This is a genomic window from Xanthobacter sp. DMC12, assembly GCF_056314105.1.
Window position 1 is genome coordinate 353129 of record NZ_JBQUYZ010000003.1, and the last position, 24361, is coordinate 377489.

23 protein-coding genes and 2 pseudogenes are annotated in these 24361 nt (G+C 69.0%); 7 read left to right on the top strand and 18 right to left on the bottom strand.

What is annotated here, in order from left to right; all coding sequences use genetic code 11:
• The first annotated feature begins 54 nt into the window (after positions 1–54).
• Genes ACT535_RS14775 through ACT535_RS14785 form a run of 3 tightly spaced genes read left to right on the top strand, consistent with a single transcriptional unit; the run spans position 55 to position 2060 of the window.
• On the top strand, positions 55–666 hold the full coding sequence (locus tag ACT535_RS14775; RefSeq protein ID WP_168459100.1) for a glutathione S-transferase: 612 nt from the start codon (positions 55–57) through the stop codon (positions 664–666).
• 4 nt (positions 667–670) lie between these two features.
• Positions 671–1414 carry an MBL fold metallo-hydrolase gene (locus ACT535_RS14780; protein WP_476364979.1) on the top strand — a complete coding sequence of 248 codons (744 nt, stop codon included), beginning with the start codon at positions 671–673 and terminating at the stop codon, positions 1412–1414.
• On the top strand, positions 1398–2060 hold the full coding sequence (locus ACT535_RS14785) for a uracil-DNA glycosylase family protein (protein WP_476364980.1): 663 nt from the start codon (positions 1398–1400) through the stop codon (positions 2058–2060). Before ACT535_RS14780 ends, ACT535_RS14785 begins: the two co-directional genes overlap by 17 nt.
• A gap of 464 nt (positions 2061–2524) precedes the next feature.
• Here the strand turns inward: ACT535_RS14785 and ACT535_RS14790 are convergent, their stop codons facing one another.
• Positions 2525–3067: a hypothetical protein gene (locus ACT535_RS14790; protein ID WP_476364981.1), complete on the bottom strand. Its 543-nt coding sequence runs from the start codon at positions 3065–3067 to the stop codon at positions 2525–2527.
• Between the two features lie 91 nt (positions 3068–3158).
• Positions 3159–3617, bottom strand: coding sequence for a carboxymuconolactone decarboxylase family protein (locus ACT535_RS14795; RefSeq protein WP_476364982.1), 459 nt, complete (start codon positions 3615–3617; stop codon positions 3159–3161).
• Between the two features lie 135 nt (positions 3618–3752).
• Between ACT535_RS14795 and ACT535_RS14800 the strand changes: the two genes are divergently transcribed.
• From ACT535_RS14800 to ACT535_RS14810, 3 genes and pseudogenes are all read left to right on the top strand, one after another.
• Complete coding sequence (locus tag ACT535_RS14800; protein WP_476364983.1) at positions 3753–4247, top strand: RrF2 family transcriptional regulator; 495 nt, start codon at positions 3753–3755, stop codon at positions 4245–4247.
• A gap of 221 nt (positions 4248–4468) precedes the next feature.
• Positions 4469–4960: a YciE/YciF ferroxidase family protein gene (locus tag ACT535_RS14805; protein WP_476364984.1), complete on the top strand. Its 492-nt coding sequence runs from the start codon at positions 4469–4471 to the stop codon at positions 4958–4960.
• A gap of 214 nt (positions 4961–5174) precedes the next feature.
• Positions 5175–5767 (top strand): annotated as a pseudogene (locus tag ACT535_RS14810) (UdgX family uracil-DNA binding protein); the annotation flags it as partial.
• On the opposite strand, the gene ACT535_RS14815 reads toward ACT535_RS14810, so the two are convergent.
• The 7 genes from ACT535_RS14815 to ACT535_RS14845 all read right to left on the bottom strand — a co-directional run bounded on the left by ACT535_RS14815 (position 5730) and on the right by ACT535_RS14845 (position 12570).
• Positions 5730–5888 carry a hypothetical protein gene (locus ACT535_RS14815; RefSeq protein ID WP_476364985.1) on the bottom strand — a complete coding sequence of 53 codons (159 nt, stop codon included), beginning with the start codon at positions 5886–5888 and terminating at the stop codon, positions 5730–5732. The pseudogene ACT535_RS14810 and the gene ACT535_RS14815 sit on opposite strands and share 38 nt — an antisense overlap.
• A 9-nt stretch (positions 5889–5897) precedes the next feature.
• A complete protein-coding gene (locus ACT535_RS14820; RefSeq protein ID WP_476364986.1) occupies positions 5898–6383 on the bottom strand; it encodes a hypothetical protein in 486 nt (161 codons plus the stop codon).
• A gap of 92 nt (positions 6384–6475) precedes the next feature.
• On the bottom strand, positions 6476–7837 hold the full coding sequence (locus tag ACT535_RS14825; RefSeq protein WP_476364987.1) for an LLM class flavin-dependent oxidoreductase: 1362 nt from the start codon (positions 7835–7837) through the stop codon (positions 6476–6478).
• A gap of 319 nt (positions 7838–8156) precedes the next feature.
• Positions 8157–9020, bottom strand: coding sequence for an NADPH-dependent oxidoreductase (locus ACT535_RS14830; protein WP_476364988.1), 864 nt, complete (start codon positions 9018–9020; stop codon positions 8157–8159).
• Positions 9021–9067: 47 nt separating this feature from the next.
• Entirely contained in the window at positions 9068–10480 is a 1413-nt protein-coding gene (locus tag ACT535_RS14835) for an LLM class flavin-dependent oxidoreductase (RefSeq protein ID WP_476364989.1), read from the bottom strand.
• Between the two features lie 11 nt (positions 10481–10491).
• The gene (locus ACT535_RS14840; RefSeq protein WP_476364990.1) at positions 10492–11703 is read right to left on the bottom strand and encodes an acyl-CoA dehydrogenase family protein; all 1212 of its coding nucleotides are present in this window, start codon (positions 11701–11703) and stop codon (positions 10492–10494) included.
• A gap of 36 nt (positions 11704–11739) precedes the next feature.
• Positions 11740–12570 (bottom strand): MetQ/NlpA family ABC transporter substrate-binding protein, encoded by an 831-nt coding sequence (locus ACT535_RS14845; RefSeq protein ID WP_476364991.1) that lies wholly within the window; start codon positions 12568–12570, stop codon positions 11740–11742.
• 193 nt (positions 12571–12763) lie between these two features.
• Between ACT535_RS14845 and ACT535_RS14850 the strand changes: the two genes are divergently transcribed.
• On the top strand, positions 12764–14002 hold the full coding sequence (locus ACT535_RS14850) for an acyl-CoA dehydrogenase family protein (protein ID WP_476364992.1): 1239 nt from the start codon (positions 12764–12766) through the stop codon (positions 14000–14002).
• A gap of 76 nt (positions 14003–14078) precedes the next feature.
• Here ACT535_RS14850 and ACT535_RS14855 read toward each other — a convergent pair whose 3' ends face one another.
• The 9 genes and pseudogenes from ACT535_RS14855 to ACT535_RS14895 all read right to left on the bottom strand — a co-directional run bounded on the left by ACT535_RS14855 (position 14079) and on the right by ACT535_RS14895 (position 24164).
• Positions 14079–14681: a nitroreductase family protein gene (locus ACT535_RS14855; protein ID WP_476364993.1), complete on the bottom strand. Its 603-nt coding sequence runs from the start codon at positions 14679–14681 to the stop codon at positions 14079–14081.
• A 33-nt stretch (positions 14682–14714) separates the two neighbouring features.
• A complete protein-coding gene (locus tag ACT535_RS14860; protein WP_476364994.1) occupies positions 14715–15884 on the bottom strand; it encodes an LLM class flavin-dependent oxidoreductase in 1170 nt (389 codons plus the stop codon).
• Between the two features lie 119 nt (positions 15885–16003).
• Complete coding sequence (locus ACT535_RS14865) at positions 16004–17374, bottom strand: LLM class flavin-dependent oxidoreductase (protein ID WP_168459117.1); 1371 nt, start codon at positions 17372–17374, stop codon at positions 16004–16006.
• A 55-nt stretch (positions 17375–17429) separates the two neighbouring features.
• Positions 17430–18542 carry an aldo/keto reductase gene (locus ACT535_RS14870; protein ID WP_476364995.1) on the bottom strand — a complete coding sequence of 371 codons (1113 nt, stop codon included), beginning with the start codon at positions 18540–18542 and terminating at the stop codon, positions 17430–17432.
• Positions 18543–18553: 11 nt separating this feature from the next.
• Positions 18554–19504: an ABC transporter ATP-binding protein gene (locus ACT535_RS14875; RefSeq protein ID WP_476364996.1), complete on the bottom strand. Its 951-nt coding sequence runs from the start codon at positions 19502–19504 to the stop codon at positions 18554–18556.
• The gene (locus tag ACT535_RS14880; protein ID WP_476364997.1) at positions 19485–20501 is read right to left on the bottom strand and encodes an ABC transporter ATP-binding protein; all 1017 of its coding nucleotides are present in this window, start codon (positions 20499–20501) and stop codon (positions 19485–19487) included. The genes ACT535_RS14875 and ACT535_RS14880 overlap by 20 nt, the downstream gene beginning before the upstream one ends.
• Positions 20502–21529, bottom strand: a pseudogene (locus ACT535_RS14885) (ABC transporter permease).
• The gene (locus ACT535_RS14890) at positions 21529–22521 is read right to left on the bottom strand and encodes an ABC transporter permease (protein WP_476364998.1); all 993 of its coding nucleotides are present in this window, start codon (positions 22519–22521) and stop codon (positions 21529–21531) included. The pseudogene ACT535_RS14885 and the gene ACT535_RS14890 overlap by 1 nt, the downstream one beginning before the upstream one ends.
• Positions 22518–24164, bottom strand: coding sequence for an ABC transporter substrate-binding protein (locus ACT535_RS14895; protein WP_476364999.1), 1647 nt, complete (start codon positions 24162–24164; stop codon positions 22518–22520). Before ACT535_RS14895 ends, ACT535_RS14890 begins: the two co-directional genes overlap by 4 nt.
• Positions 24165–24361: the final 197 nt, after the last annotated feature.

Sequence of the window (24361 nt, forward strand, 5' to 3'; positions counted from 1 at the left end):
GCAGGCATGGTCTTTCGCTGGCCATAAAATCACGCCAGGGGGGAGCGCACCACCATGAAGCTCTATGACACCAACCGGGCGCCGAACCCGCGCCGCGTCCGTATCTTCTTGGCAGAAAAAGGAATTTCGGTGCCCCTGGAGGCCATCGACCTGGGCAAGGGCGAGCACAAGAGCCCGGAATTCACCGGCCTCAACCCCCGCCAGCGCGTGCCCCTTCTGGTGCTGGACGATGGCACAGCCATCGCCGAAACCATGGCGATCTGCCGTTATTTCGAGGCCTTGCAGCCCGAGCCCAACCTGTTCGGCCGGACGCCGGAGGAGCAGGGGCTGGTGGAAATGTGGCAGCGGCGGGTGGAGCTGGACCTGTTCTATCCCATCATGATGGTGCTCCGGCATCTCAACCCGGCCATGGCCCAGATGGAGGTGCCGCAGGTGCCAGAATGGGGCGAGGCGAACAAGCCCAAGGTGTTGGCTGCGCTCGGCTTTTTCAACGACCAACTGGCTGACCGGGCGTTCATCGCCGGCCCCCGCTTCTCGGTGGCGGACATTACCATGCTGGTGGCGGTGGATTTCCTGCGCGTGATCCGCACCGAGGTGTCCGAGCACCAGACCCACCTCAAGCGCTGGTACGATGTGGTCTCCCAGCGGCCGAGCGCAAAGGCTTGAAATCATGAAGCTAAAGGTGGTGGGTTGCGGCGATGCGTTCGGCTCCGGCGGGCGGGGAAATTCCTGCTATCGCGTGGAGACGGACGGGCATGTCGCGACCCTCGACTTCGGTGCGAGTTCACTCGTTCAAATGCACCGGTTCGGCATGGATTCCAGTGCAGTTCGGCAGGTGTTCATCAGCCATTTGCATGGCGATCATTTCGGCGGCCTGCCCTTCCTCCTGCTCGACGGCCAGTTCGTCCACCGCCGGAGCGAGTCGCTGACCATCATCGGCCCGCCCGGTACCAAAGTACGCCTCGACGCGGCCATGGAGGTGCTCTTCCCGAACATGGCCACCAATGCCTGGCGGTTCGACTTCGAGGTGAAGGAGGTGGAGCCCGGCTCGGCCTCGCAGCATGGTCCCCTCACCCTCACCACCGCCGAGGTGATCCACGGCTCGGGCGCGCCCTCCACCGCGCTGCGGATCACGGACGGCAAGCGCATCCTCGCCTTCTCCGGCGACACCCAGTGGACGGACGCGCTCCTGCCCATCGCCCAGGGGGCGGACCTCTTCATCTGCGAGTGCTTCGCCTTCTCCGGCAGCCCGCACGGCCACATGGCCTATGAGACCATCGCGGAAAAGCGCGAGGCGCTGGGGGCGAAGCACATCCTCCTCACCCACATGGGCGACGAGATGTGGGCCCGGCGGGACGAGGTGGACCAGACCCATTTCACCGTGGCCGAGGACGGGCTTGAACTCAGCCTCTGACGACGGCCTCGACGCGCTGGTCGCGCGCATCCGCGCCTGCCGGATCTGCCGTGAGGCGCCGCGCGGGGCGCCCATGCCGCACGAGCCGCGGCCGGTGCTCAGGGTGTCGGCGACCGCCTCCATCCTCGTCGCCAGTCAGGCGCCGGGGACGAAGGTGCACCTTTCGGGCCTGCCCTTCACCGATGCCTCGGGCGACCGGCTCAGGGCCTGGATGGGGGTGGACAAGGACACCTTCTACGATGCCGCCCACATCGCCATCGCCCCCATGGGCTTCTGCTTTCCGGGACAGGATGCGGCGGGGGGCGACCTGCCGCCGCGCCGGGAATGCGTCGCCACCTGGCACGACACACTTTTCGCGACTTTGCCGCCGTTCCGGCTGATCCTCGCCGTGGGGCGGCCGGCGCAGGCCTATCACCTCGCCCGCCTCGGGCTTGCGGCGCATTTGAAGCCGAGCCTTACCGAGACGGTGGCCAACTGGCGGGCGGTGCGGGCGGCGGGGGAAAAGCTCGCCCATCCGGTGGCGGTCTATACCTTGCCCCATCCCTCGTGGCGCAACACCGGCTGGCTGAAGAAGAACCCCTTTTTCGAGACCGAGCTGCTGCCGCAGCTTCAGGCGGATATCGCGAAGGCGCTCGGGCGGGGGTGAGGGGAAGGGTCCGCGCGGGCCGCACTCCCTCTCCCCTTGCTGGAGGGCTGGGGTGAGGGGTATCGCTCGATTTGCCCCAGCACCGGGATGGCGTGGCCAGCCCCCTCGGAACAGGGTGCGGCACCGTCGTCCTCCGGCTCGACCGGAGGACCCATGGTGCCGCTTGTCACGCGACCCCGGCCATCCGCGCAAGCGGAGGGATGGGCCCTCCGGTCGAGCCGGAGGGCGACGGCGGGTGGGGTGAATCAACCCTGGCGTCCCGGACGCATGCAGCGACAGCGGAATGCGAGCCGGGACCCAGCGCAAGGGATCGCCGAAGGCGCCGCCCTAGCCCAGCGCTCTAAGGTTTTGCCCGGCTGCGCGGGACTTTTTGCGCTGGTCCCCGGATCGGCGCTCCACCTGCGGTGTCGCTTGTCCGGGGAACGAAGGCGCCGGCTGCGCCGCCGCCGGTGCGGAGACCCCCCTCAAATCCGCAGGCGCGCCCACAGGATGAAGCCGGCGCCGGCCACCGCAGCGGCGCCCACCAGCGCGACGAAGAGGGCGGACTGGTCGAGCCACGCCACGGCCGGCACGCACAGGGCCATGAACACGCCGTTCAGCCCCATGCGCCACGACTGGGTGTGCACGCCCGCCACGAAGCTGCCCAGCGCCAGCAGCAGGAGCACGATGAGGCTGGTGGAATCCGCATCCGCCACCGCCTGCACGCTGGGCAGGAACACGAGGTTCATGGCGGCGAGGAAGGCGCCCCAGTGGAGGAGCTGCGTCACCACCAGCCGCACGCGCTGCTCCTTCAGCTTGGCGCGCCGCCAGCCGGCGAAGATGCCCACCGCGCAGCTCGCCAGCGCCAGGAATTCCCAGAACGTGACCAGCGGCCGGCGCGTCATGGCCACATAGGCGACGCCACCCACCGTGAGCGCGAGGATGGCGAGATAAGGCCCCTCGCGCAGCCAGAAGTCGCGGCCGTCTCCCGCACCGGCCCCCGACTGCGCCCTGCCCGCGTCATCCATGCCCGCCTCCGCCGCGCTTTCCGCTCCGGAATAGCCATAGGGCCGAACCGCGCCGGATTGAAGCGCCCCGAAGTCGCGCGGGGGCGCTCCCTCAGGCCGCGGCGGCTCGGTCCACCGGGTGCAGCATGCGGGAGGAGACCGCGATGCGGTTCCACACATTGATCGTGCCGATGGCGATGGTGAGCTTGGCGATCTCCTCCGGCGAGAACTCCGCCGTCACCGCCGCATAGGCGCTGTCGGGAATGCCGGTCTGCGCGATGAGCGTCACGCTCTCGATCCATTCCAGCGCGGCCCGGTCGCGGGCACTGTAGAGCGGCGATTCGCGCCACGCCGTGAGCATGTGGAGATGCTGGGCGGGAATGCCGTCGGCGAGGGATTCCTTCACGTGCATGTCGATGCAATAGGCACAGCCGTTGATCTGCGACGCACGCAGCTTGACGAGATGCAGGAGGCGCTTCTCCAGCCCCGACTTCATCACCGCCCCGTCCAGCGCCCGCACGGCGGCATAAAGGGCGGGGGCGGCCTCGGCCACGTTCATCCTGGGTTCCATGCGGCTCTCCTGTCGGCTCTCGGATATCTGATCCCGCCCATCCTTGGCGTGAATCATGGACATATTATATCGATGATTATCGGAGTAGGAAAGAGGCCATCCGGTGATGAACCCGGGGCAGGAGCCGGAGCAGGCATGAGGCGGTTGGGCGACGGGGTGGAGGCGGCGCTGCACTGCGCACTGGTGCTGTGCTGGCTGGAGCCGGGCAAGGTGCTGCCGGGCAAGAGCCTCGCCGAGATGCACGGCCTGTCCGAGAGCTACCTCCTCAAGCACATGCGCGCCCTCACCGAGGCCGGCCTCGTGGAAGCCCTGCCCGGCCCCCGCGGCGGCTACCGGCTGGCGCGGCGCCCCGCCGAGATCACGCTTCTGGACATCGTGGAAGCCATCGACGGGAAAGAGCCCGCCTTCACCTGCAAGGAGATCCGCCGGCGCGGGCCGGGAAAGTCCAAGGACCCCTGCGCCTACAAGACGGACTGCTTCATCAAGCGCCGGATGCTGGCGGCGGAAGAGCTGTGGCGCCAGTCGCTGCGGGCGCAGACCCTCGCCGATCTCGCCCAGGATGGCGAAGACCTGATCGACGCCGAGAGCAAGAAGAGCGTCGCCGCCTTCGTGCGCGAGGCGCAGCGCTAGACAGTCGCCGCGCGACGCAACGGAACTCTGCCGCCCGCCACCCGTTGTGCTCGCAGCCCGAAGCGCATCGCGCCCGCGGGTGATCGCCCAAGGACAATCCCGGTCCCACCCGTGACCCACGCGGATGGACGCGCGCCCTCGCGCGCGCCGGCTGGCCATGGTGCGATTTGGGCCTGCGACACGAGAAAACCGGCGGCAACGTCAAACGAAAGGCATTCCCCATGGCACAGTCCAAGACTTTGCAGGATCTGTTCTCCGAAACGCTGAAGGACATCTACTACGCCGAGAAGCAAATCCTTCGCGCGCTCCCGAAGATGGCGAAATCGGCCCAGTCCGAGGAGCTGAAGGCCGCCTTCCTCACCCATCAGGAGCAGACGGAAGGCCAGATCGAGCGCCTGGAGCAGGTGTTCGAGATGATGGGCAAGGCCGCGCGCGGCAAGCACTGCCCGGCCATCGTCGGCATCGTCGACGAGGGCAAGGAGATCATGGAGGACTTCGCCGGCACCGAGGCGCTGGACGCCGGCCTCCTCTCCGCCGCGCAGGCGGTGGAGCATTATGAGATCGCCCGCTACGGCACGCTGAAGACCTGGGCCGCCCAGCTCGGCCTCGCCGATGCGGTGCCGCTGCTGGAGGCGACACTGAAGGAGGAGAAGGAGACCGACCTGCTCCTCACCCGCCTCGCCTCCGCCAACGTGAACAAGAAGGCCGCCTGAGGCGGCCCTGCCGGCGCCCGCCGCGGCGGGCGCCTTTTCATGAGGACTCGCGCCCGCCGGGGCGGGCGCCGTTTTCGTGAGGACTCGGCCCGCTCCGGCGGGCGCCCTTCCCCATGAAGACTCGCGCCCGCTCCAGCGGGCGCCGTTTTCATAAGAGGCCACCAGGATGGCGCCCCCTCCCCTCGACCTGCGTGATCTCGAACGCCGCAGGACGGCGCTGGCGGCGCTGAATGCGGAGGGCAAGAAAAAGGGACCGCTGGTGGCCGGCGCCACGAACCCCGTCTTCGGCGAAGGTCCCATGGGGCGGCGCTTGCCTTCGTCGGCGAGCAGCCGGGAGACAAGGAAGACGAAGAAGGCCGACCGTTCGTCGGCCCCGCCGGCAAACTCCTCGACCGGGCGCTGGACGAGGCGGGGATCGACCGGGGCGCGTGCTACCTCACCAATGCGGTTAAGCGTTTCAAGTTCGTCCAGCGCGGCAAGCGGCGCATTCACCAGAAACCGAGCGCGGGCGATGTCGCCCATGAGCGCTGGTGGCTGGAGGCGGAGCTGGATCTCGTGGCGCCGGGCCTTGTGGTGACGCTGGGCGCGACGGCCCTGCTGGCCCTCTCCGGCAAGCCGCTGGCCATCTCCCGCCTGCGCGGGCCGGCGCGTCTCGGGGCGCGGGACGCCTTCGTCACCGTCCATCCTTCCTCGATCCTGCGCGCGCCCGACGCCGACCGCGCGGCCGCCTACGCCGGCTTTCTTGCCGACATGCAGGCGGTGCGGAAGATCATCGCGGCGGGTCCTCCCGCGGCAGCCGCTCGTTGAGTTCCTGCCGGCGCCGGCGCCGCTGGAAGGTCCCGTAGAGCAAAGCGGCGAACAGCACGAGCGCGCCGCCGGCCACCGCGATCAAATAAAAGCCGCTCGCGGCATCGCTGGCTTCGTTCATGGCGCGCCCTCAGCTCAGCCGCATGGCGGCGAGATAGGCGGCCAGGCGGCGGCCCGCCGTATCCACCGCCTCCTCCGTCCCGAGCCGCGCGGCGGCGATGAGGACGTGGGCGGTCTCCTGCAAGGCGGCGGAATGCTCCAGCGTGGCATGGCGACCGGAGAGGAAATCGCCGGCATCCGCCAACGTGCGCAGCACGAGGCCGGGCACGGACGTCACTTCGATGGGCACGGGCAGCGCCGCATGCCAGTGGGTTTCGCCGCGCGCTTCGGGATCGGGGCCGGGCAGCACGTCCCGCCCCTCGATGGGCGAGAGGGCGCTGCCGAAATCCTCCGCCGGCCGATCGCCGCCGGCTTTGCCCTCATAGACGCTGGCCGTGCGTTCACCCGCGGCTTTGGTGGCCTGCGCCACCGGCGGGTTGTGCCGATCGCCGAGGCTCTGGACGAGATCGTCGGGATAGGCCGTGGATGCGGGAATGGCCGGTCCGGGCTCCGCCATGGCTTCCTCCTGAGCTGGGTGCCTCCCGGGCGCGGTGCGCAAACCGGGTTCAGGAGATCAAGCCATGGGGGCGCAGAGGGTTCCGGAATCCCTTATTCGGCCGCCTCGGCGAGCACCTCTTCGTCGCGCACGGCCGGATGGGTGGGGAACGGCAGGCCGAGATTTTCGCGCAGGGTCGTGCCTTCGTACTCGGTGCGGAAAAGGCCGCGCTCCTGCAGGATCGGCACCACCTGCTCGATGAAGTCCTCCAGCCCGCCCGGCAGGTGCGGCGCCATGATGTTGAAGCCGTCGGCGCCCTCCTTGCGGAAGCGCTCCTCCAGCTGGTCGGCGATCTGCTCGGCGGTGCCCACCACCTGCCAGTGACCGCGCGCGCCGGCGATGGAGAGATAGAGCTGGCGGATGGTGAGATTGTCGCGGCGGGCGGCATCGATCACCAATTGCTGGCGGCTTTTCGGGCCATTGGTCTCGGGCAGGTCCGGCAGCGGCCCGTCGAGATCATAGCCGGAGAGGTCGCCGACGCCGGCCACCACGGAGAGCAGCTGGAGCCCCACCGCCGGATGGATGAGGGATTGCAGCTCCTCGAACTTCTCCCGCGCCTCCGCCTCGGTGCGGCCGATGACGGGGAAGACGCCGGGCATGATCTTCACATGGTCCGGGTTGCGCCCGGCGTTGGCGGCGCGGGCCTTGATGTCGGCATAGAAGCTGCGCGCTTCGGCGAGGGTCCGGTGGGCGCAGAAGATGGCCTCCGCGCTCTCACCCGCCAGCGAACGGCCGTCCTCGGACGCGCCCGCCTGCACCACCACCGGATGGCCCTGCGGCGAGCGGGCGACGTTCAGCGGGCCCTTCACGTTGAAATGCCTGCCCCGATGGTTGAGCACGTGGAGCTTTTCGGGATCGAAATAGGTGCCGGAGACCTTGTCGCGCTGAAAGGCGTCATCCTCCCAGCTGTTCCACAGCCCCTTCACCACCTCGATGAATTCCCGCGTGCGGTCGTAGCGGTCCGCGTGGGGGATGTGCTGGTCGAGGTTGAAGTTGCGCGCCTCCTCCTCGCCCGAGGAGGTGACGAGGTTCCACCCCGCGCGCCCGCCGCTGAGCTGGTCGAGGGAGGCGAACTTGCGGGCGATGTGGAAGGGCTCGTTGAAGGAGGTGGAGGCGGTGCCGATGAGGCCGATGTTGTGCGTCACCACCGAGAGGGCGGACAAAAGGGTCAGCGGCTCGAAGCCCACGTTGCGCGAGGTGCGGTGGACCGAATCGAGGTTTGTGTCGCGCACGCCAAGGGAGTCAGAGAGGAAGATGGCGTCGAGCTTGGCCGCCTCGGCGAGGCGCGCGAGGCGCAGATAATGGTCCACCCGGACGTTTGCATTCGCGGTGGCGCGGGGATGCCGCCAGCCGGCGATGTGGTGGCCGTCCGTCATCAGGAAGGCACCGAGCTTGATCTGTCGCGTCTTGGTCATCTGTCGCCTCCAGGGGGCGAAATCTCTGGCGGGTCGCGCGCCGCGACGGGGCAGGATCGGCGGGCGGACGGTTGGACTGCGGCGGCCGGGAGAGGCCGGTTCGAGGGAGCATCCAACAGTAATATGATAATTTCAATCTGTTTTATATGAATTTGACGCACGCGGCCGCACGCCTTGCGTCGGCCGCGCGGTCAACCCATTGAGTACAGACGAAAACCTGTTCGGGCCCGCCGACGTGGATGGCCGGGACAAGCCCGGCCATGACGGGTGCTGCGGTGGCTGCGCGTAGCCGTACGGAATATTGCGCGCGCCTCCGCGCTCAGCGCAGGCCGAAGCCCAGCGCGGTGAGCGCATCGCGGATGCGGTCCCGGCCGGCGAGGGAGGAGGCGCCCTTCACGCGCGGCAAAGCGGCGGCGATCCAGCCGATCTCGGGGATCTTCTGGCCCTTCTGGAAGGCCTTCAGCGCCTCTTCGTAATGGTCCAGCGCATCCTGCGGCAGGCTCGCGTCATACCGCTCGCGGTGGAGCACGAGGCGCTGGGAGATGCGCGGCTTCACATCCGCCGGCCGGTCGGGATCGGGATGGCCGATGGCGAGGCCGAACACGCCCACCACGTTGGGCGGCAGGCCCAGCAGTTCGGCGAGTTCCACCGGCCGGTTGCGCAGCGCGCCGAGATAGACGCCGCCAAGGCCGAGAGATTCCAGCGCTATCAGCGCATTCTGCGCCGCCAGAGCGGCGTCGATGAAGCCGACAAACAGGGTCTCCAGAAAGCCCAGCGCGTCGGTCGGGTGGGCGTTGCGACGGCCGATCTCCTCCAGCCGCGCGAGGTCGGCGAGCCACACCAGCACCAGCGGCGCCTCGATGACATGCTTCTGCCCGCCGGCGATCTCGGCGAGGCGGGCCTTGGTGGCCGGGTTCTCCACCGCCACCACGCTGAAGGTCTGGAGGTTCGAGGAGGACGGCGCCGACTGCGCCGCCGCCACCAGCGTTTCCAGCAGTCCCTCCGGCAGGGGCTCCTGTGTGAAGGCGCGCACGCTGCGGTGGCTCAAGAGGCCGGCGATGGTGTCGTTGAGGAGGATCGAGGCCGGCGCCTCGGCCGCGCCGTAGCGGGCCTCCAGCAGGGCGCGGGCGGCGGCGGCTTCATCGGGCGCGAGGGTCGCGCCGGCGGCGGCAGTGTCGGTCATGCGGGCAAGCTCCATGGGACGGCGCCGCGAACGGCGCCCGAATGCGATCAGGCCGTGGCGCGCGGCTTCTCGGCGACGGCCGCCGCGTTCCGGCGGAAGCCGGCGGCGGGGTGGGTGTCGGGCAGGAGGGGACCGCGGCGGAACAGCTTCTCGCGCAGGGTACCCTCATCGTAGGACGTCTTGTAGACGCCGCGGTCCTGAAGCTCCGGCACCACGAGGTCCACGAACGACGCCAGCGTTTCGTGGGAGACGAGCCGGTTGAGGTTGAAGCCGTCCACGTCCGTATCGCGCACCCAGGAGATGATCTCGTCCGCCACCTCGCCGGGGGAACCGACGATGAAGGGCGCGCGGGCGCCGGTGGCGGAGAGGGTGGCGAGGTCCTTCACCTTCAGCGGCTCGGCGCTGCGCAAGGTGAGGTTTTCCAGCGTGGACTGGATGGCATTGCTCTTCACGTAGGAGATGGCCTCCTCCGGATCGAGGGTGGAGAGGTCCACGCCCGTCCAGCCGGAGAGCAGCGCCAGCTGCCCGGCCGTGTCCACATACTGGGCATACTCCGCCAGCCGGTCGAAGGCCTCGGCGCGGGTGGGGGCGACGATCACCGTCGCGCCGGGGAACATGCGGATGTCGTAGGGATCGCGGCCGAAGCTCGCCGCCGCCGTGCGCACCGCGCGCACCGCCTCGGCGAGGATGGGGCGGGTCTGGCCATTGAGGAAGATGGCCTCCGAATGCTTCGCCGCGAACAGCCGTCCCCGGCCCGAAGTGCCCGCCTGATAGAGCACCGGCGTGCGCTGGGGCGAGGGCTCGGCGAGCTGGATGCCATCGACCTGGTAGTAAGGGCCGTTGTGGCGGATGCGGTGGACCTTGGACGGGTCGGTGAAGACGCGGGCGGCGCGGTCGCGGCGCACGGCCCCCTCCTCCCAGCTGCCCTCCCAGAGCTTGTAGACGGCGGCGAGGAAATCCTCCGCCGCCTCGTAGCGGGTGTCATGGTCGCGGTTCTGCTTGTCGCCCATGCCGCGGGCGCCGCTGTCCAGATAGCCGGTGACGATGTTCCAGCCCACGCGGCCCTTGGTGAGATGGTCCAGCGTCGCGAAGCGGCGGGCGAACTGGTAGGGGTGCTCGTAGGTGAGATTGGCGGTGACGCCGAAGCCGATGTGCTTCGTGGCGTGCGCCATGCTCGGCACCACCAATGAGGGGTCGATGTCCGGCGTCTGCGCGGCGGAGATCAGCGCCGCGTCCGGGCTGTTGCCATAGACGTCGTAGACGCCGAACACGTCGGCGATGAACACGCCGTCGAACAGGCCGCGTTCGGCGATCACCGCGAGGTCGATCCAGTAATCGAGGCTGTTGTAGTCGAAGGCGCGGTCGCGCGGATGCGCCCACAGCCCCGCCCAGGTGTGGCCGGGCGAGGCCATGTTGAAGGCGTTGAAGCGGATGTCGCGGTTGAGCGGCTTGGTGGTCATGGCATCCGCCCTCAGCTGTAGAGCGGGGTCGGCGTGATGACGCCGTTGAGGGCGTAATTGCCCACCTCGCGGGATTTGTAGACCACCGGATCGTGCAGGGTGTGGGTGCGGATGTTGCGCCAGAAGCGGTCGTAGCCGTAATGGCCGGCGGTGGCGCGGGCGCCCATCAGCTCGAAGATGCGGGAGGTCACCTCCAGCGCCGTGCGGCTGGAATGCACCTTCGCCGCATAGATGGCGGCGGCGGCGAGATTGCGCTCGTCCGGGGTGATGGCATTGCCCAGAGCGGCCGCCGCCTCGAAGCGCGCATTGGCCACGTCCGCCAGCGCGATGGAGGCGCGCAGCTCCACATCGAGATTGCCGTAATGCTCAAGAATGTAGGGGTCGAGCCGCGCCGCCTCGACGCCGGAGGCCTGCCACGGCCGGGAGACCTCGCGGATGTAGCGGTTCGCCTCGCCGAGCGCGCCCTCGGCGATGCCGATGTAGAAATTGACGATCAGCAGCTGGTGGAACGGCACCACGAGGCTGGTGCGCGGCGGCGGCGGGGCGGCGGGATCGCCGAGGATTTCGTCGCGGCCGATCTTCACATCGGCGAAGGTGATGGTGCCGCTCTCGGACAGGCGCTGGCCGAAGGCATCCCAGTCGTTGCCGTGGGTCACGCCCTCCCGGTCGCCCGGCACGACGAGCACGGCGAAGCCCTCACCCAGCTGCGCACGCAGGGTGATGATATCCGCCAGCGCCGCGTTGGAGGCGAAGGTCTTGCGGCCGGTGAGGCGATAGCCGTCCGCCCCCTCCGCCAGCCGCGATTCCGGATCGCGCGGGTTGGAGGCGCCGCCCCAGAACCAGCGTCCCGCCACCGACGCCCGCGCCAGCGCCGCCGCCTGCTCGGGGCGCGCCCGCCACAGGGCATTGGTGAGGTGGAGATAGTGATAGGCGAGCAACTGGGCGATGGAGGCATCCGCCCGCCCGATCACCCGCACGGCGAGGAGCGCGTCGGCGAACGATCCGCCGCCCCCGTCGTGCTCGGTCGGGTAGAGCAGTTCGAGCAGTCCTGCCTCGCGAAGCAGCGCGAGTTCGCGCCGGGGCGAGGCGCCAAGGCGATCGCGCTCGGCGGCATCGGGGGCCAGGGCATCGGCGACGCTCTGGGCGCGGGCGATCCAGTCCACCCGCTCCGGCACGGCCGGCGCGAGGGAGAGATGGGACGGGCGGGCGGCGGGCGGGTTCATGGGTCACGCTCCTCGATCAATTGCAGCGGAAGGCGCTCACCAGGTGGGGATGAGGCTGCCGTTGAACTTGGCGAGGGTGAAATCCTTCACCGGCTGGGAGCGGTAGATCTGGATGAACTTGGCGATGCGCGGGTCATCCTTGCGATCCTCCCGCACGGCGAAGACGAGGGTGAAGAAGGGCTTGGCCTCTTCCACGGTCGTCTCGGCGATCAGCGCGTTCTTCAGCTGGAGGCCGGCGAGATAGGCATAGTTGGAGGAGACGAAGGCGGCGGCCACGTCGTCCAGCGAACGCGGGAGCTGGGCGGCGTCGATCTCGACGATCTGCAGCTTCTTCGGATTGTCGGTCACGTCGAGCACGCTCGGCAGGCTCGTACCCGCCTTCAGCTTGATGAGGCCGGCCTTCTGGAACAGCAGCAGCGCGCGCCCGCCGTTGGTGGGATCGTTGGGAATGGCGATCTTGGCGCCCGCCGGGATATCGGCGAAGCTCGCATACTTCTTCGAGTAGATGCCGGCGGGCACGAGGATGGATTCATCCAGGGCAACGATGTTGTAGCCGCGCGTCTTCACCTGATTGGCGAGATAGGGCCGGTTCTGGAAGTTGTTGAGGTCGATGTCGCCGGCCTGCAGCGCCGCATTGGGCTGGTTCCAGTCGGTGAACTCGATGATCTCCGCCTTCACCCCCTGCTCGGCCGAGAGCTTGGCCGCCTCGCGCAGGATGTCGCCGTAGGGGCCGGCCGAAACGCCGATCTTCAGCGGCTTGTCGGCGGCGGCGGACGGCGCCTGCGCATTGGCGCTCGTGCCGAGCGCGAACAGGGCGAGGCCCGAGAAGAGGAGGGCCGCGAAGGGGGAGCGGAAGCGGGAGGTCATGGATCGATCCTGGTTCATGAAGGGGCGGAAGCGCGCGCGAACCCAGCGTCCCAGCACAAGCCGGGACGTGAATGCGTGGCCTTCTGATCGGCGCGCTTTCTATATTCCATAAAACTTATAGAATTAATTTGCATACCTCGCCGGCAGTGTCTATCCCCTTTTCGACATGCCCCTTCCGACGCCGGGAACCGCCATGAACAAGCCCGTCATCCCTCTCCCCCCTGCCGCGCCCCCGGGGCCCACCGCGCGCCGCTCGGCCGATCCCGCCGACTGGCGCGACCTGTTCGCACAGATCGGCGCCGGCTCCAGCGAGCGCGAGCGCGACCGGGTGTTGCCGTTCGAGGCGGTTGATCTCTTGAAAGCAGCCGGCTTCGGCGCGCTCAGGCTCGCGGAGGCGGACGGCGGGGCGGGCGCGACCTTCCGCCAGACCTACAAGCTGGCGCTGGACCTCGCGGCGGCCGACGCCAACGTGGCGCACATCTTCCGCAACCACTTCACGGTGGCCGAGCAATATGCCCGCCGGCCCTACGATGCGAAGAGCAGGGGCTGGCAGAAGGAGGTGGCGGCGGGCGGCATCTTCGGCCTCGCCTCCACCGAATCCGGCGACAAGCCGGCCGGCGGCTTCGCGCCCGACACGCGGCTTGATCCCGAGGGCGACGGCTTCCGCCTCAATGGCGTGAAGTATTACAGCACGGGCACCCTCTTCGCGGATTCCATGCTGATCCGGGCGGCGACCGCGGACGGACGGGTGGCGGCGGTCATCATCCCCACGCGGCGCGAGGGCATCGAGATCGTGGACGACTGGGACGGCGCCGGCCAGCGCCTCACCGCCTCGGGCACCACGCGCTACCACAACGTGCGGGTGGAGGCCGACGAAGCGGTGTTCGACACCCCCGGCCTCGGCTACGGCCTCGCTTATTCCAACACGCAGGCGCAGCTCTTCCTCACCACCGTGGTGGCGGGCATCACGCGCGGCGCGCTGGAGGATGCCATCGCTCTGGTGAAGCGGCGCAAGCGCAGCTTCTATTATGCGCCGGTGCCCACCCCCGCCGACGACCCCTTCCTGCATCAGGCCGTGGGTCAGCTCGCGGCCAACGCCTTTGCCGCAGAGGCGGTGATCCTCGCGGCGGCGGAGACGCTGGACCGCGCGAGCGATGCCCGGGATCGCGGCGAGGACGCGCAGGCGCTCGCCGCAGAGGCGGCGAAGGCGGCGGCGCAGGCGAAGCTGGTGGTGGACGATCTTGCCCTGAAGTCCGGCTCTCTACTGTTCGAGACCGGCGGCGCCTCGGCCACCGAACGGGCCGTCAACCTCGACCGCCACTGGCGCAACGCCCGCACCATCGCCTCGCACAATCCTTCGAGCTACAAGGCGAAGGCCATCGGCGAGCTGCTGGTGAAGGGCACGCCGCTGCCGGCGAAAGGCTTCTTCTGAGGGCTTCCACTGATCCGGCGTCTTACGCCACGAGATGATGGCCCCTCCGCACCGGCGGGGCCATTTCTTTTAAGGGTCACGCCGCCGGAAAGGCGCCCTCGAATATGGTCTCGTCGAGCGGGCGGCGGCCGCTCGGGGTCTCGCCCTTGTGGAAGCTCTCCGGCAGCAGGGACTTGTCGCCGCGGCGGCCGAGCGCGATGGCGATCTCCACCTCGTAATCGTCCGGCACCTTCAGCTCCGTGCGGGTCTTCTCCACATCGAAGCCGCCGATGCCGTGGGCGTGCCAGCCGAGCTTCGTCGCTTGCAGCGCAAGGTTGGCCCAGGCCGCGCCGGTGTCGAACGAATGGCTGCGCGCGACGATCACATCGCTCGTCCCCGGCCGCACGAAGGTGCGCGCCGACACCGCGATGATGAGCACCGCCGCATTCTGCGCCCACTGCTGGTTGAACGGGTTGAGCAGGCCGAGGAAGGTCGCGAACTCAGGCGTGCCACGGCGCGCATAGAGGAAGCGCCAGGGCTGGGAATTGAAGCTGGACGGCGCCCAGCGCGCGGCCTCGAAGATGGACTTCAGCTCGGCGGCCGGGATCTCCTCCCCGGTGAAGGCGCGGGGCGACCAGCGCTCCAGGAACAGGGGCTCGACGGGGTGCTCGCTCTGGCGCGGTGCAACGGCAATGGTCATGGGGCAAATCCTCTGGTTGGGAACAGATGAGCGTCACAGCCTCAGGCCGGCCTGCTTCAGCAGGGGCAGGATGGCGGTGGCGAAATGGTCAAGGTCGGCGGCGAAGTCATAGAAGTTGAGCTGCACGCCGTCGATGCCGGTCTTCTTCAGCGCGGCGAGCTGGTCCACCACCTCTTCGGGCGAGCCGATGATCTCGATGTTGCCGCCGAGGTTCAGCCCCTGCTTGTGCTTCGCATCGCGCCGGCCGAGCCAGGCCACCGCATCGCTGTCATAGCCGCGATGGCCGAAGGACGTGTGGGTGGGCGCCGGCACCCCGGCGGCGATGGCGCGGGCATAGTCATGCGCCTCCGCCGAGGTGTCGCGGCTGACGATGATGGGGTTGATGATGGCCTTCACCTCCCGCCCCTTCGCCCGCGCCCGCCCCTTGATGGCGGCGATGTGCGCCGGCAGCGTCTCGAGCGCGCTCTCGATATGCGCGCCGCCGGGCGAGGTGAGGAAAACGAGGTCCGAATGGCCCGCCGCGAAGTCGATGCCGGCTTCCGAGCCCGTAGCGGTGACGAGGATGGGGCGGCCATAGAGGGGCTTCGGCGTGATGTAGCCGTTGACGATCTTCCACGGGTTCAGCCGGCCCTCGACGGAATAATTCTCCGTGTCGCTCCACAGGCGGTGGAGCACGTCGAACAATTCGCCCGACATGTCGTAGCGGCGATCATGCTCGATGCGGTTCCAGCCGAACATCTCGTGCTCGATGGCGCGATGGCCGGTGACGATGTTGATGCCCCAGCGCCCCTTGGAGATGTGGTCGAAGGTGGCGCCGATCTTGGCGATGTGCAGCGGGTGCCACGGCCCGTAGAGCACATGCAGGGTCGAGATGAGCAGGATGTTCTTCGTCGTCGCCGCCATCGCGCCCAAGGCCACGAAGCTGTCCAGCGAGGCCTCCCCGTCATAGCCGCCCTTGGGCAGCCACTGGGTGCGCGAGAAGGCGATGTCGAAGCCCAGCGCGTCGGCCTTCTGCACGAGGGCGGAATTGTAGTCGTAGGTCCAGCTGTTGCTAGTGGGATGATCGGAAAAGTGGATGTCCTGAAGGTTCAGGAACAAGCCCAGCATCAGCGGCTGGCGGGCCGAGCGGGAGAGCGGGCTGTCGGGAAAGTCGAGCGGGCCGCGCAGGAGCGGGGCATCGGACGGGGCGGCGAGAGCGGACATGACGGACCTCGCAGGAGGACGGAAAGAGCCCCGGCCCCTCCCCCGAGCGACCGGGAAAGGGGCCGGATCCGTGCCCGCCCGCCTGGGGAGCGGACGGGCGCGACGGAAAAGGCGAAGCCTCAGGCGGTGGCGCGCGCCGCCTCGGCGAACTGGCTCCCGGGCCGCGGCAGGCCGTAATGCTCACGCAGCGTCCGGCCGGTGTACTCCGTGCGGAACAGCCCGCGCTTGCGCAGGATGGGCACCACCTGCGAGGCGAAGAGGTCGAAGCCGGCGGGATACCACGGCGGCATCACGTTGAAGCCGTCCGCCGCGCCGCTCTCGAACCAGAGCTGGATCTCGTCGGCGATCTTCTCGGGCGTGCCGACCACCACATAATGGCCGCGCGCCCCGGCGAGGCGGTCGATGAGCTGGCGCAGCGTCGGCTTCTCCCGCCGCACGATGTCCACCACCAGCTGGAAGCGGCTCGCCACCTGCTTGGCGGGGCCGACGTCCTTGAAGGCGTCCAGCTCCACCACCGCATTGAGGGGGTGACCGGAGAAGTCCACGCCGGTGATCTGCTTCAATTGCGAGATGGAATATTCCGGCTGGATGAGGTCGCTGAACGCCTCGTGCAGCTGACGCGCTTCCGCCTCGGTGGAGCCGATATAGGGGCTGATGCCGGGCAGGATCTTCACATGGTCCGGATTGCGCCCGAGGCCCGCCGCCTGCTTCTTGATGTCGGCATAGAAGGCCTTGGCGCTCTCCACCGTCTGATGGGCGGTGAAGATGGCTTCCGCATAGCGCGCCGCGAACGAGCGCCCGTCGTCGGAGGAGCCGGCCTGCACATAGACGGGACGGCCCTGCGGCGTGCGCGGGGTGTTGAGCGCGCCCTTCACCCGGTAGTGGCGGCCCACATGCTCGATGGGGTGGATCTTGGCATCATCGGCGAACAGTCCGGAGACGGGATCGGCCACGAGGGCGTCGTCCTCCCAGCTGTCCCAGAGCTTGGTCACCACGTCCACGAACTCCGCCGCGCGGGCGTAGCGCTCGGCATGGCTCGGGGTCTCGGCGAGGCCGAAATTGGCGGAGGCCTGCGGCACGGCGGTGGTGACGATGTTCCAGCCCGCGCGCCCGCCGGAGAGATGATCGAGCGAGGCATAGAGCCGGGCGAGATTGTAGGGCTCGTAATAGGTGGTCGAGGCCGTGCCGATGAGGCCGATATGGGTGGTGGCCGCCGCGATGGCCGAGAGCCAGGTGAGCGGCTCCAGCCGGAAGCGCGAGGCGTAGCGGATGTTGTCCACCTGCGCCGGCCCGTCGGCGAAGAACACCGCATCGAGCTTCGCCGCCTCGGCCGAGCGGGCGAGGTCCTGGTAGAAGGTGATGTCCAGCAGCCGGTCCGGCCGCGCGCCGGGATAACGCCAGCCGGCCTCATGATGGCCGCCGGGATAGATGAACAGGTTGAGGACGAGCTGCCGGCGGGCCTGCGGGGCGGGGGTCGAGATAAGTGCCATTGGGATCTCTCCTGTGATCGCTCAAGGCGTGAAGGGGCAGAACATTCGGTTTTTTTCAGCCGACGCGGGCGGCCACACGCGCTTCAGCGCGCTCCTGCACCCGCGCAGCCGCATCGGCGCCGCCGGTGTGGGGCACCCGGCCTTCCACGGGATGGCTGGGGTCGGTGTAGAATTTCGTGGAGACATGCCCGTCCGGCACGAGGGAGGCGACCAGCGCCTCGTCGGCGGCGGTGAAGCCATAGTCGAGGGCGGCGACGTAATCGTCCCACTGGGCTTCCGTGCGCGGCCCGGCGATGGCCGAGGTGACGAGGCTGTTGTTCAGCACCCATGAGAGGGCAAACGTCGCCGCGGGAATGCCGGCCTCCGCCGCGTGGCGGGCGATGGTTTCGGCGATATCGATGGACTCCGCGCGCCACTCCGTCTCCAGAATGCGCCGGTCGCCCCGCCCCGCCCGGCTGTCGGCATCCGGCGCCGCGCCCGGGGCGTATTTGCCGGTGAGCACACCGCGCGCCAGCGGCGAGTAGGTCACCACGCCGAGGCCGTAATGCTGGGCGGCGGGAAGCTGCTCCACCTCCGCCGTGCGGTCCACGATGTTGTAGAGCGGCTGGCTGGCCACCGGCCGGTCGATGCCGAACTGGTCGGCGAGATGCGCCACCTCGGCGATGCGCCAGCCGCGGAAGTTGGAGACGCCGAAATAGCGCACCTTCCCCGCCTTCACGAGGTCCGCCACCGCCCGCACCGCCTCGCCCAAAGGCGCGTCGAAGATGGCGCGGTGGAAATAGAGGATGTCGATGTAATCGGTGCCGAGGCGCCTGAGACTCGCCTCCGCCGCCTCGATGATCCACTTGCGCGAGATACCCTGTCGGTTCGGCCCGGCGCCGCCCGGATTGGCGAATTTGGTGGCGAGCACATAGGCGTCCCGATCCTCGCGGATGGCGCGGCCGACGATCTCCTCGGTGCGGCCGTTCTGATAGGCGTCGGCCGTGTCGAGGAAGAAGAAGCCCTGTTCCTTGGCCTTGTGGATGATGCGGTGGGAGGTGGCCTCGTCGGTGGGCCCGCCGAACATCATGGTACCCAGCGCGAGCTTCGGCACCTTGAGGCCGCTCCGGCCGAGATAGCGATAGTCCGGCGGCGTCGCGGGCGCTTTCGGGAAGGCGTGCGCAGTCATGGGCGAAATCCTCAGTGGAGCGCCTCTTCGGGCGCGTGATGGCAGGCGACGGCGCGGCGGGCCCCGAGAGGGCGAAACGCCGGGTCGGACGTGGTGCAGATCGGGGTGGCGAGCGGGCAGCGCGGATGGAAGCGGCAGCCGGGCGGCACGTTGCGCGCGCTCGGCAGGTCACCGGAAAGCGGGGCGGCATGGCGCCGCCGTCCGGGCGTCGGCACCGCTTCGATCAGCGCGCGCGTGTAGGGATGCAGCGGGCGGGCGAAGATGGACTGCCAGGAGCCCGTCTCCACGATGCGGCCGAGATACATCACCAGCACCCGGTCGGCGAAATAGCGCACGACGGAAAGATCATGCGAGATGAAGAGATAGGAGAGCCCCAGCTCCGCCTTCAGCCGCGCCAGCAGGTTCAGGATCTGTGCCTGGATGGAGAGGTCGAGGGCCGAGACCGGCTCGTCGCAGATGACGAGGCGCGGCGAGAGGATGAGCGCACGGGCGATGCCGAGACGCTGGCGCTGGCCGCCGGAGAATTCATGCGGAAAGCGCGCCAACGCCTCGCGCGGCAGGCCCACCCGCTCCAGCGCATCGCCGGCCGCCTTCAGGCGCTCGCCGCGCGGCACGAGGTTGTGGACCGCCAGCGGCGCGGTGAGGATGTCGGCGATCGACTGGCGCGGATTGAGCGAGGCGAACGGGTCCTGAAACACGATCTGCGCCTGCCGGCGATAGGCCTTCAAGGGCGCGCCTTCGAGGCCACCCACGTCCACCCCGTCGAACACCACCCGTCCCAAGGTGGCCGCCACGAGGCGCATGATGACCTTGGCGAGGGAGGACTTGCCGCAGCCACTCTCCCCCACGAGGCCCACCGTCTCGCCCGGCGCCACGGCGAAGGAGACGCCGTCCACCGCCCGCAGCAGGCGCCCGCCGGACTCATAGCCGGCGTGGAGGTTCTCAACCGAAAGCAAGGGCATGGCGCGCCTCCCTTTGCGCGGCCACCGTGGTGACGGGGCAGGCGACGAGATGGCCCGGCGCCACGGCCTCCAGTGCCGGTGAGGCGGCCCGGCACAGCGCCCGCGCGTTCGGGCAGCGCGGGGCGAAGGCGCAGCCCTCTTCCCCCGCCGCCGAGGCGATGGAGCCGGCGATCTCGGCGAGCGCGCCGGCCGAATAATGCTGGCCGGCGTCGAGCCGCGGCGAGGCGGCCAGAAGCCCCCGCGTGTAGGGGTGGAGCGGCGCGCCGAACAGGGTCTCGAAGGGCGCTTCCTCCACCTTGCGGCCGGCATACATCACCGCCACCCGGTCCGCCCATTCGGCGACCACACCGAGATCGTGGGTGATGAGCAGGAGGCCCATGGCGAGGTCGCGGCGCAGCGCATCGAGCAGGTCCAGCACCTGCGCCTGGATGGTCAAGTCGAGGGCCGTGGTGGGCTCGTCGGCGATGAGCAGGCGCGGGGCGCAGGCGACCGCGATGGCGATCATCACCCGCTGCCTCATGCCGCCGGAAAGTTCATGGGGATAGTCCCCGACCCGCCGTGCGGGCTCGGGGATGCGCACGAGGTCGAGCAGTTCCACGGCGCGGGCAGAAGCGGCGCGGCGGGAGAGGCCTTCATGGAGGCGCACCACCTCGGCCACCTGCTGGCCCACGGAGAGCACCGGGTTCAGCGAGGTCATGGGCTCCTGGAACACCATGGCGATGTCCCGCCCGCGCACCTGCCGCAGCGCGCGATCCTCCAGCCGGGCAAGGTCGGTCACCCCGCCGTCGCGGCCCCGGAACAGGATCTCGCCGGAGGCGATGCGCGCCGCGTCGGGCAACAGGCGCATCAGCGCGAGGGCGGTGAGCGACTTGCCCGATCCGCTCTCGCCCACCAGAGCCACCGTCTCGCCCGCCTTGACGGTCAGGGAGAGGCCGCGCACCGGAGTGGCCCGCGGGAAGGCGATGGAGAGGTCGCGCACGTCGATGAGCGGCGCCATTCAGCCCTCCCCGCCGCGGCGCGGATTGAGCGCCTCGTTGAGGCCGTCGCCGATGAGGTTCAGCGACAGCACGGTGAGCACGATGGCGACCCCGGGGATGGCGCTGAGATACCAGGCCGTACGCAGGAGATCGCGGCCGGTACCGATCATGGAGCCCCAGCTCACCACGTTGGGATCGCCGAGCCCCATGAAGGAGAGCGCGCTTTCCATGAGGATGGCGGTGGCCACCGTGACGGAGGCGAGCACGATCGCCGGCGGCAGGGCATTGGGCAGGATCTCGCGGAAGATGATGCGGGCGTGCCCGAAGCCCAGCGCCCGCGCGGCGGCGACGAAATCCTTTTCCTTGATGGCGCGAAACTGCGCCCGCACGAGGCGCGCCACCTGCGGCCACGACACCGCCGCGATGGCGAGCGCGATGGCCGGCACCGAGGGCTGGGCGATGGCCACCAGCACGATGAGCAGGATGAAGCCCGGCACCGTCTGGAAGATCTCGATGAGCTTGGAGAGCCCATCGTCCACCAGGCCGCCGAAATAGCCCGCCGTGGCCCCACCAGAATGCCGGCCAAAAGCCCCGCCAGCGTCGCCGAGGCGCCGACCAGCAGGCTCACACGCGCCCCATGCACGAGGCCGGCGAGCACGTCGCGCCCCAGCGCATCGGTGCCCAAGGGAAAACGCGGGTTCTGGCCCGGCCACTGCAGCGGCCTGCCGGCCATCTCCAGCGGATCGTCGGGGAAGAGCAAGGGGGCGGCCAGCGCCGCCCCCACCACGACGGCGAGGATGAGGAGGCCCGCCACCGCCGTGGGATTGGAGAGGAACACGAGGAGCGCATGGCGGCGCCCCACGGGCGCGAGCCTTGCCACCTCCGCCGTCACCGTGCGCGCGGCATCCGGTGCATGGACGTTGGGCCAGAAATCCGGCGGCTCGGGCGGCGGGACGGGCGCGCGCTCGGCGCCGAGGCCGGCAGCCGCCGCGCGGTCCTCGGCATCGGTCGCGAGCGCGCCGGTGGGGAAGGTGTCCGCGCCGTGCATCAGCGCACCTCGATGCGCGGGTCGAGCCACGCCTGAAGGATGTCGATGGCCGCATTCACCGCCACCACCAGCAGCGACGACAACAGCAGGATGCCGAGCAGCACGTGGAAATCCCGCCCCATCACTGCCTCGTAGGCGAGCCGGCCGAGGCCGGGCCAGCTGAACACCGTTTCCACCACCACTGCCCCGCCCATGAGGCCGGCGAGGTGGATGCCGGCCATGGTGGTGACGGGGATGAGGGCGTTGCGCAGCACGTGGTCGCGGGTCACGGCGAAGGGAGAAAGGCCCTTGGCGCGGGCGGTGCGCACATGGTCCTGCGCGCGCACCTCGATCATGTCGTCGCGGGTGAGGCGGGCGTAGATGGCCACGTAGAAGAGCGCGAGGGAGAAGGCCGGCAGGATCTGGTAGCGCGCCCGGTCCAGCACGGCGTCCCAGCCGGTGAGGTTCGCGCCGATGGTCTCGGCCCCGCCGGTGGGCAGCCAGCCGAGCTTCACCGAGAACAGCACGATGAGCATCAGCCCGATCCAGAAGCCCGGAATGGAATAGAACAGCAGCGCCACGACGCTCAGCACCCGGTCCGTGGTCCGCCCGGCGAAGCTGGCCATGAGCGCGCCCAGCGTGATGCCGATGACGAGCGCGAAGACGAGGGCGAGGCCCATCAGGCTCAGAGTGTTGGGCAGGCGGGCGGCGATCAGTTCCGCCACCGGCTGGTTGTAGCGCGGCGACACGCCGAGGCTGAAATGGGCGAGGTTGTTGAGATAGGACGCGAGCTGCTGAAGCACCGGCAGATCCAGCCCGAACTTCGATTTCAGCGCGGCGAGCGTTTCCACCGTCGCCGCGCCCGCCTCGCCGGCGAGCACATCGGCCGCGTCGCCCGGTGTCAGCCGCAGCAGGAAGAAGTTGAGGATGAGGATGCCGATGACGGTCGGCACCGCCTGCAGCGCGGTGCGCCGCACGGCTTTCAGGATGCGGGGCAGCCGACGCGGGATCATTTCTCGATCCACACGTCGGCGAAGGAGGCATCGACGCCGGTGACACCGATGGTGTGGTTCTTCACCTTCTTGTTGAAGATGGTGACGCCATCGGTGGCGATGAGGCCGAGGGCTGCGACGTCCGCATAGACCACCTTCTGGAAATCCAGCCACAGCTGGCGGCGCTTCACCGGATCGGGCTCGATGGCCGCTGCCTCCAGCAGCCGGTCCACCTCGGGATTGGCGTAGTGGGAGGCGTTGGAGAAAGGCAGGCCCACGCGGAAGTTCTTCGACCACAGGGTGCGCTGCACGCCGAGCGTGGGATCGAACAGGTTCTGCAGGGATTCCAGCGTCAGGTCGAAGTCACGGCCGGTATAGGTCTTCTGGATGTAGGTGGAGAAATCGAAGAACTGGAAGTCCACCGGGATGCCGACCTTGGCCAGCGCCTGCTTCACGAAATCGCCGGCCGCCTGGGTATTGAAGGGGTTGGCGTAGAGCCTCAGGGGGAAGCGTGTGCCGTCCGCCTTGCGCGGATAGCCGGCCTCGTCGAGCAGGCGGTTGGCGGCCTTCAGATCGAAACCGTAGGGCTCCAGCGCGGGATCGTAAAAGGCCTTCAGCTTGGGGCTGATGACCGAGGGCGCCACCGCACCGTAGCCGTAATAGACCACGTCCAGGAGCTTCTGCTGGTCGATGGCGTGGGCGATGGCGAGGCGCACCCGCTTGTCCTGCAGGATGGGCCGCTCAAAGTTGAAATAGAGCTGGGTCATCCGCCCGGCATATTCATAGCCGCGCGTCTCCGCGCCGAGCCCCGGCAGGGCCGAGACGCGGGCGAGGTCGGCATAGGGCACGGGCGGGCCGCCAGCGAGATCGAGCTCGCCCGCCTCGAACGCCGCCGAGCGTGCGCTCTGGTCGGCGATGAAGCGGATGACCACGCGGTCGAGATAGGGCTTGCCCTCGTCCCAGTAATCGGGATTGCGCTCCAGGATGATGTGGCTGCCCCGCACCCATTCCTTGAAGATGAACGGGCCGGTGCCGATGGGCGCAGCGCCGTTCTTGTTGGTGAGCGGATCGGTGCCCTCGTAGATGTGCTTCGCGATGATGGGGGATTCATTGGCGTCGAGCGCAGTGAGCAGATAGGGCGCCGGCTTCGACAGGCGGATGATGGCGGTGTGCGGGTCGGGCGTCTCCACCGCCGTCACCGAGGCGAAGGTGGCGCGGCCGCGCGGGTGGCCTTCCTTCAGGAGCTGGATGGAATAGGCCACATCATCGGCGGTGAAGTTCCGCCCGTCGTGCCACTTCACGCCCTCGCGCAGCTTGAAGGTGTAGGTGAGCCCGTCCGGGCTCACGCTCCACTCCGTCGCCAGCGCCGGCTTCGGGTTGAAGTCGAGATCGTAGGTGAGGAGGCCCTCCGTCACCTTGGGCGAGACGCGCTGGGTCGGGCCGGCGGTGTGGGCGATGGTCACCAGCGTGGAGGGCTCGTGCTCCACCAGGAAGCGCAGCACGCCGCCGCGCACGGGCTGGGGGGCGCTCTGAGAATCGGCCGCCAGCACAGGCGCTCCCGCCGCCGCGCCCAGCACACACGCTGCCGCCAGAAGCCCCTTCAGGACCGCCCGACGCGGGCGCAAGGCGAGGGACAAGAATGCGTCAGCGGTCGGCGGGGCCATGCCGGGTCTCCTGTGCGATGGGGGGCGCGATGCGGGCATCGCGAGACCCAACGATATGGTCCGGCTTCAACGCGTCAATTATTTTTTGATAAAATCTATGAAAAAGATAGAATATGGTCGTGCCGCCCGCGTCGGGGCCGTCCGGCGCGCTCGCCGCGCCGATCCTCAGCGCGACCAACCGCTTGCCACGAAAGGAA

What these genes read in the sequence shown, in the direction of transcription:
- ACT535_RS14775 (WP_168459100.1), top strand. Translation starts at nt 55, where the DNA reads ATGAAGCTCTATGACACCAACCGGGCGCCGAACCCGCGCCGCGTCCGT.
- ACT535_RS14780 (WP_476364979.1), top strand. Translation starts at nt 671, where the DNA reads ATGAAGCTAAAGGTGGTGGGTTGCGGCGATGCGTTCGGCTCCGGCGGG.
- ACT535_RS14790 (WP_476364981.1), bottom strand. Translation starts at nt 3,067, where the DNA reads ATGGATGACGCGGGCAGGGCGCAGTCGGGGGCCGGTGCGGGAGACGGC.
- ACT535_RS14795 (WP_476364982.1), bottom strand. Translation starts at nt 3,617, where the DNA reads ATGGAACCCAGGATGAACGTGGCCGAGGCCGCCCCCGCCCTTTATGCC.
- ACT535_RS14800 (WP_476364983.1), top strand. Translation starts at nt 3,753, where the DNA reads ATGAGGCGGTTGGGCGACGGGGTGGAGGCGGCGCTGCACTGCGCACTG.
- ACT535_RS14805 (WP_476364984.1), top strand. Translation starts at nt 4,469, where the DNA reads ATGGCACAGTCCAAGACTTTGCAGGATCTGTTCTCCGAAACGCTGAAG.
- ACT535_RS14815 (WP_476364985.1), bottom strand. Translation starts at nt 5,888, where the DNA reads ATGAACGAAGCCAGCGATGCCGCGAGCGGCTTTTATTTGATCGCGGTG.
- ACT535_RS14820 (WP_476364986.1), bottom strand. Translation starts at nt 6,383, where the DNA reads ATGGCGGAGCCCGGACCGGCCATTCCCGCATCCACGGCCTATCCCGAC.
- ACT535_RS14825 (WP_476364987.1), bottom strand. Translation starts at nt 7,837, where the DNA reads ATGACCAAGACGCGACAGATCAAGCTCGGTGCCTTCCTGATGACGGAC.
- ACT535_RS14830 (WP_476364988.1), bottom strand. Translation starts at nt 9,020, where the DNA reads ATGACCGACACTGCCGCCGCCGGCGCGACCCTCGCGCCCGATGAAGCC.
- ACT535_RS14835 (WP_476364989.1), bottom strand. Translation starts at nt 10,480, where the DNA reads ATGACCACCAAGCCGCTCAACCGCGACATCCGCTTCAACGCCTTCAAC.
- ACT535_RS14840 (WP_476364990.1), bottom strand. Translation starts at nt 11,703, where the DNA reads ATGAACCCGCCCGCCGCCCGCCCGTCCCATCTCTCCCTCGCGCCGGCC.
- ACT535_RS14845 (WP_476364991.1), bottom strand. Translation starts at nt 12,570, where the DNA reads ATGACCTCCCGCTTCCGCTCCCCCTTCGCGGCCCTCCTCTTCTCGGGC.
- ACT535_RS14850 (WP_476364992.1), top strand. Translation starts at nt 12,764, where the DNA reads ATGAACAAGCCCGTCATCCCTCTCCCCCCTGCCGCGCCCCCGGGGCCC.
- ACT535_RS14855 (WP_476364993.1), bottom strand. Translation starts at nt 14,681, where the DNA reads ATGACCATTGCCGTTGCACCGCGCCAGAGCGAGCACCCCGTCGAGCCC.
- ACT535_RS14860 (WP_476364994.1), bottom strand. Translation starts at nt 15,884, where the DNA reads ATGTCCGCTCTCGCCGCCCCGTCCGATGCCCCGCTCCTGCGCGGCCCG.
- ACT535_RS14865 (WP_168459117.1), bottom strand. Translation starts at nt 17,374, where the DNA reads ATGGCACTTATCTCGACCCCCGCCCCGCAGGCCCGCCGGCAGCTCGTC.
- ACT535_RS14870 (WP_476364995.1), bottom strand. Translation starts at nt 18,542, where the DNA reads ATGACTGCGCACGCCTTCCCGAAAGCGCCCGCGACGCCGCCGGACTAT.
- ACT535_RS14875 (WP_476364996.1), bottom strand. Translation starts at nt 19,504, where the DNA reads ATGCCCTTGCTTTCGGTTGAGAACCTCCACGCCGGCTATGAGTCCGGC.
- ACT535_RS14880 (WP_476364997.1), bottom strand. Translation starts at nt 20,501, where the DNA reads ATGGCGCCGCTCATCGACGTGCGCGACCTCTCCATCGCCTTCCCGCGG.
- ACT535_RS14890 (WP_476364998.1), bottom strand. Translation starts at nt 22,521, where the DNA reads ATGATCCCGCGTCGGCTGCCCCGCATCCTGAAAGCCGTGCGGCGCACC.
- ACT535_RS14895 (WP_476364999.1), bottom strand. Translation starts at nt 24,164, where the DNA reads ATGGCCCCGCCGACCGCTGACGCATTCTTGTCCCTCGCCTTGCGCCCG.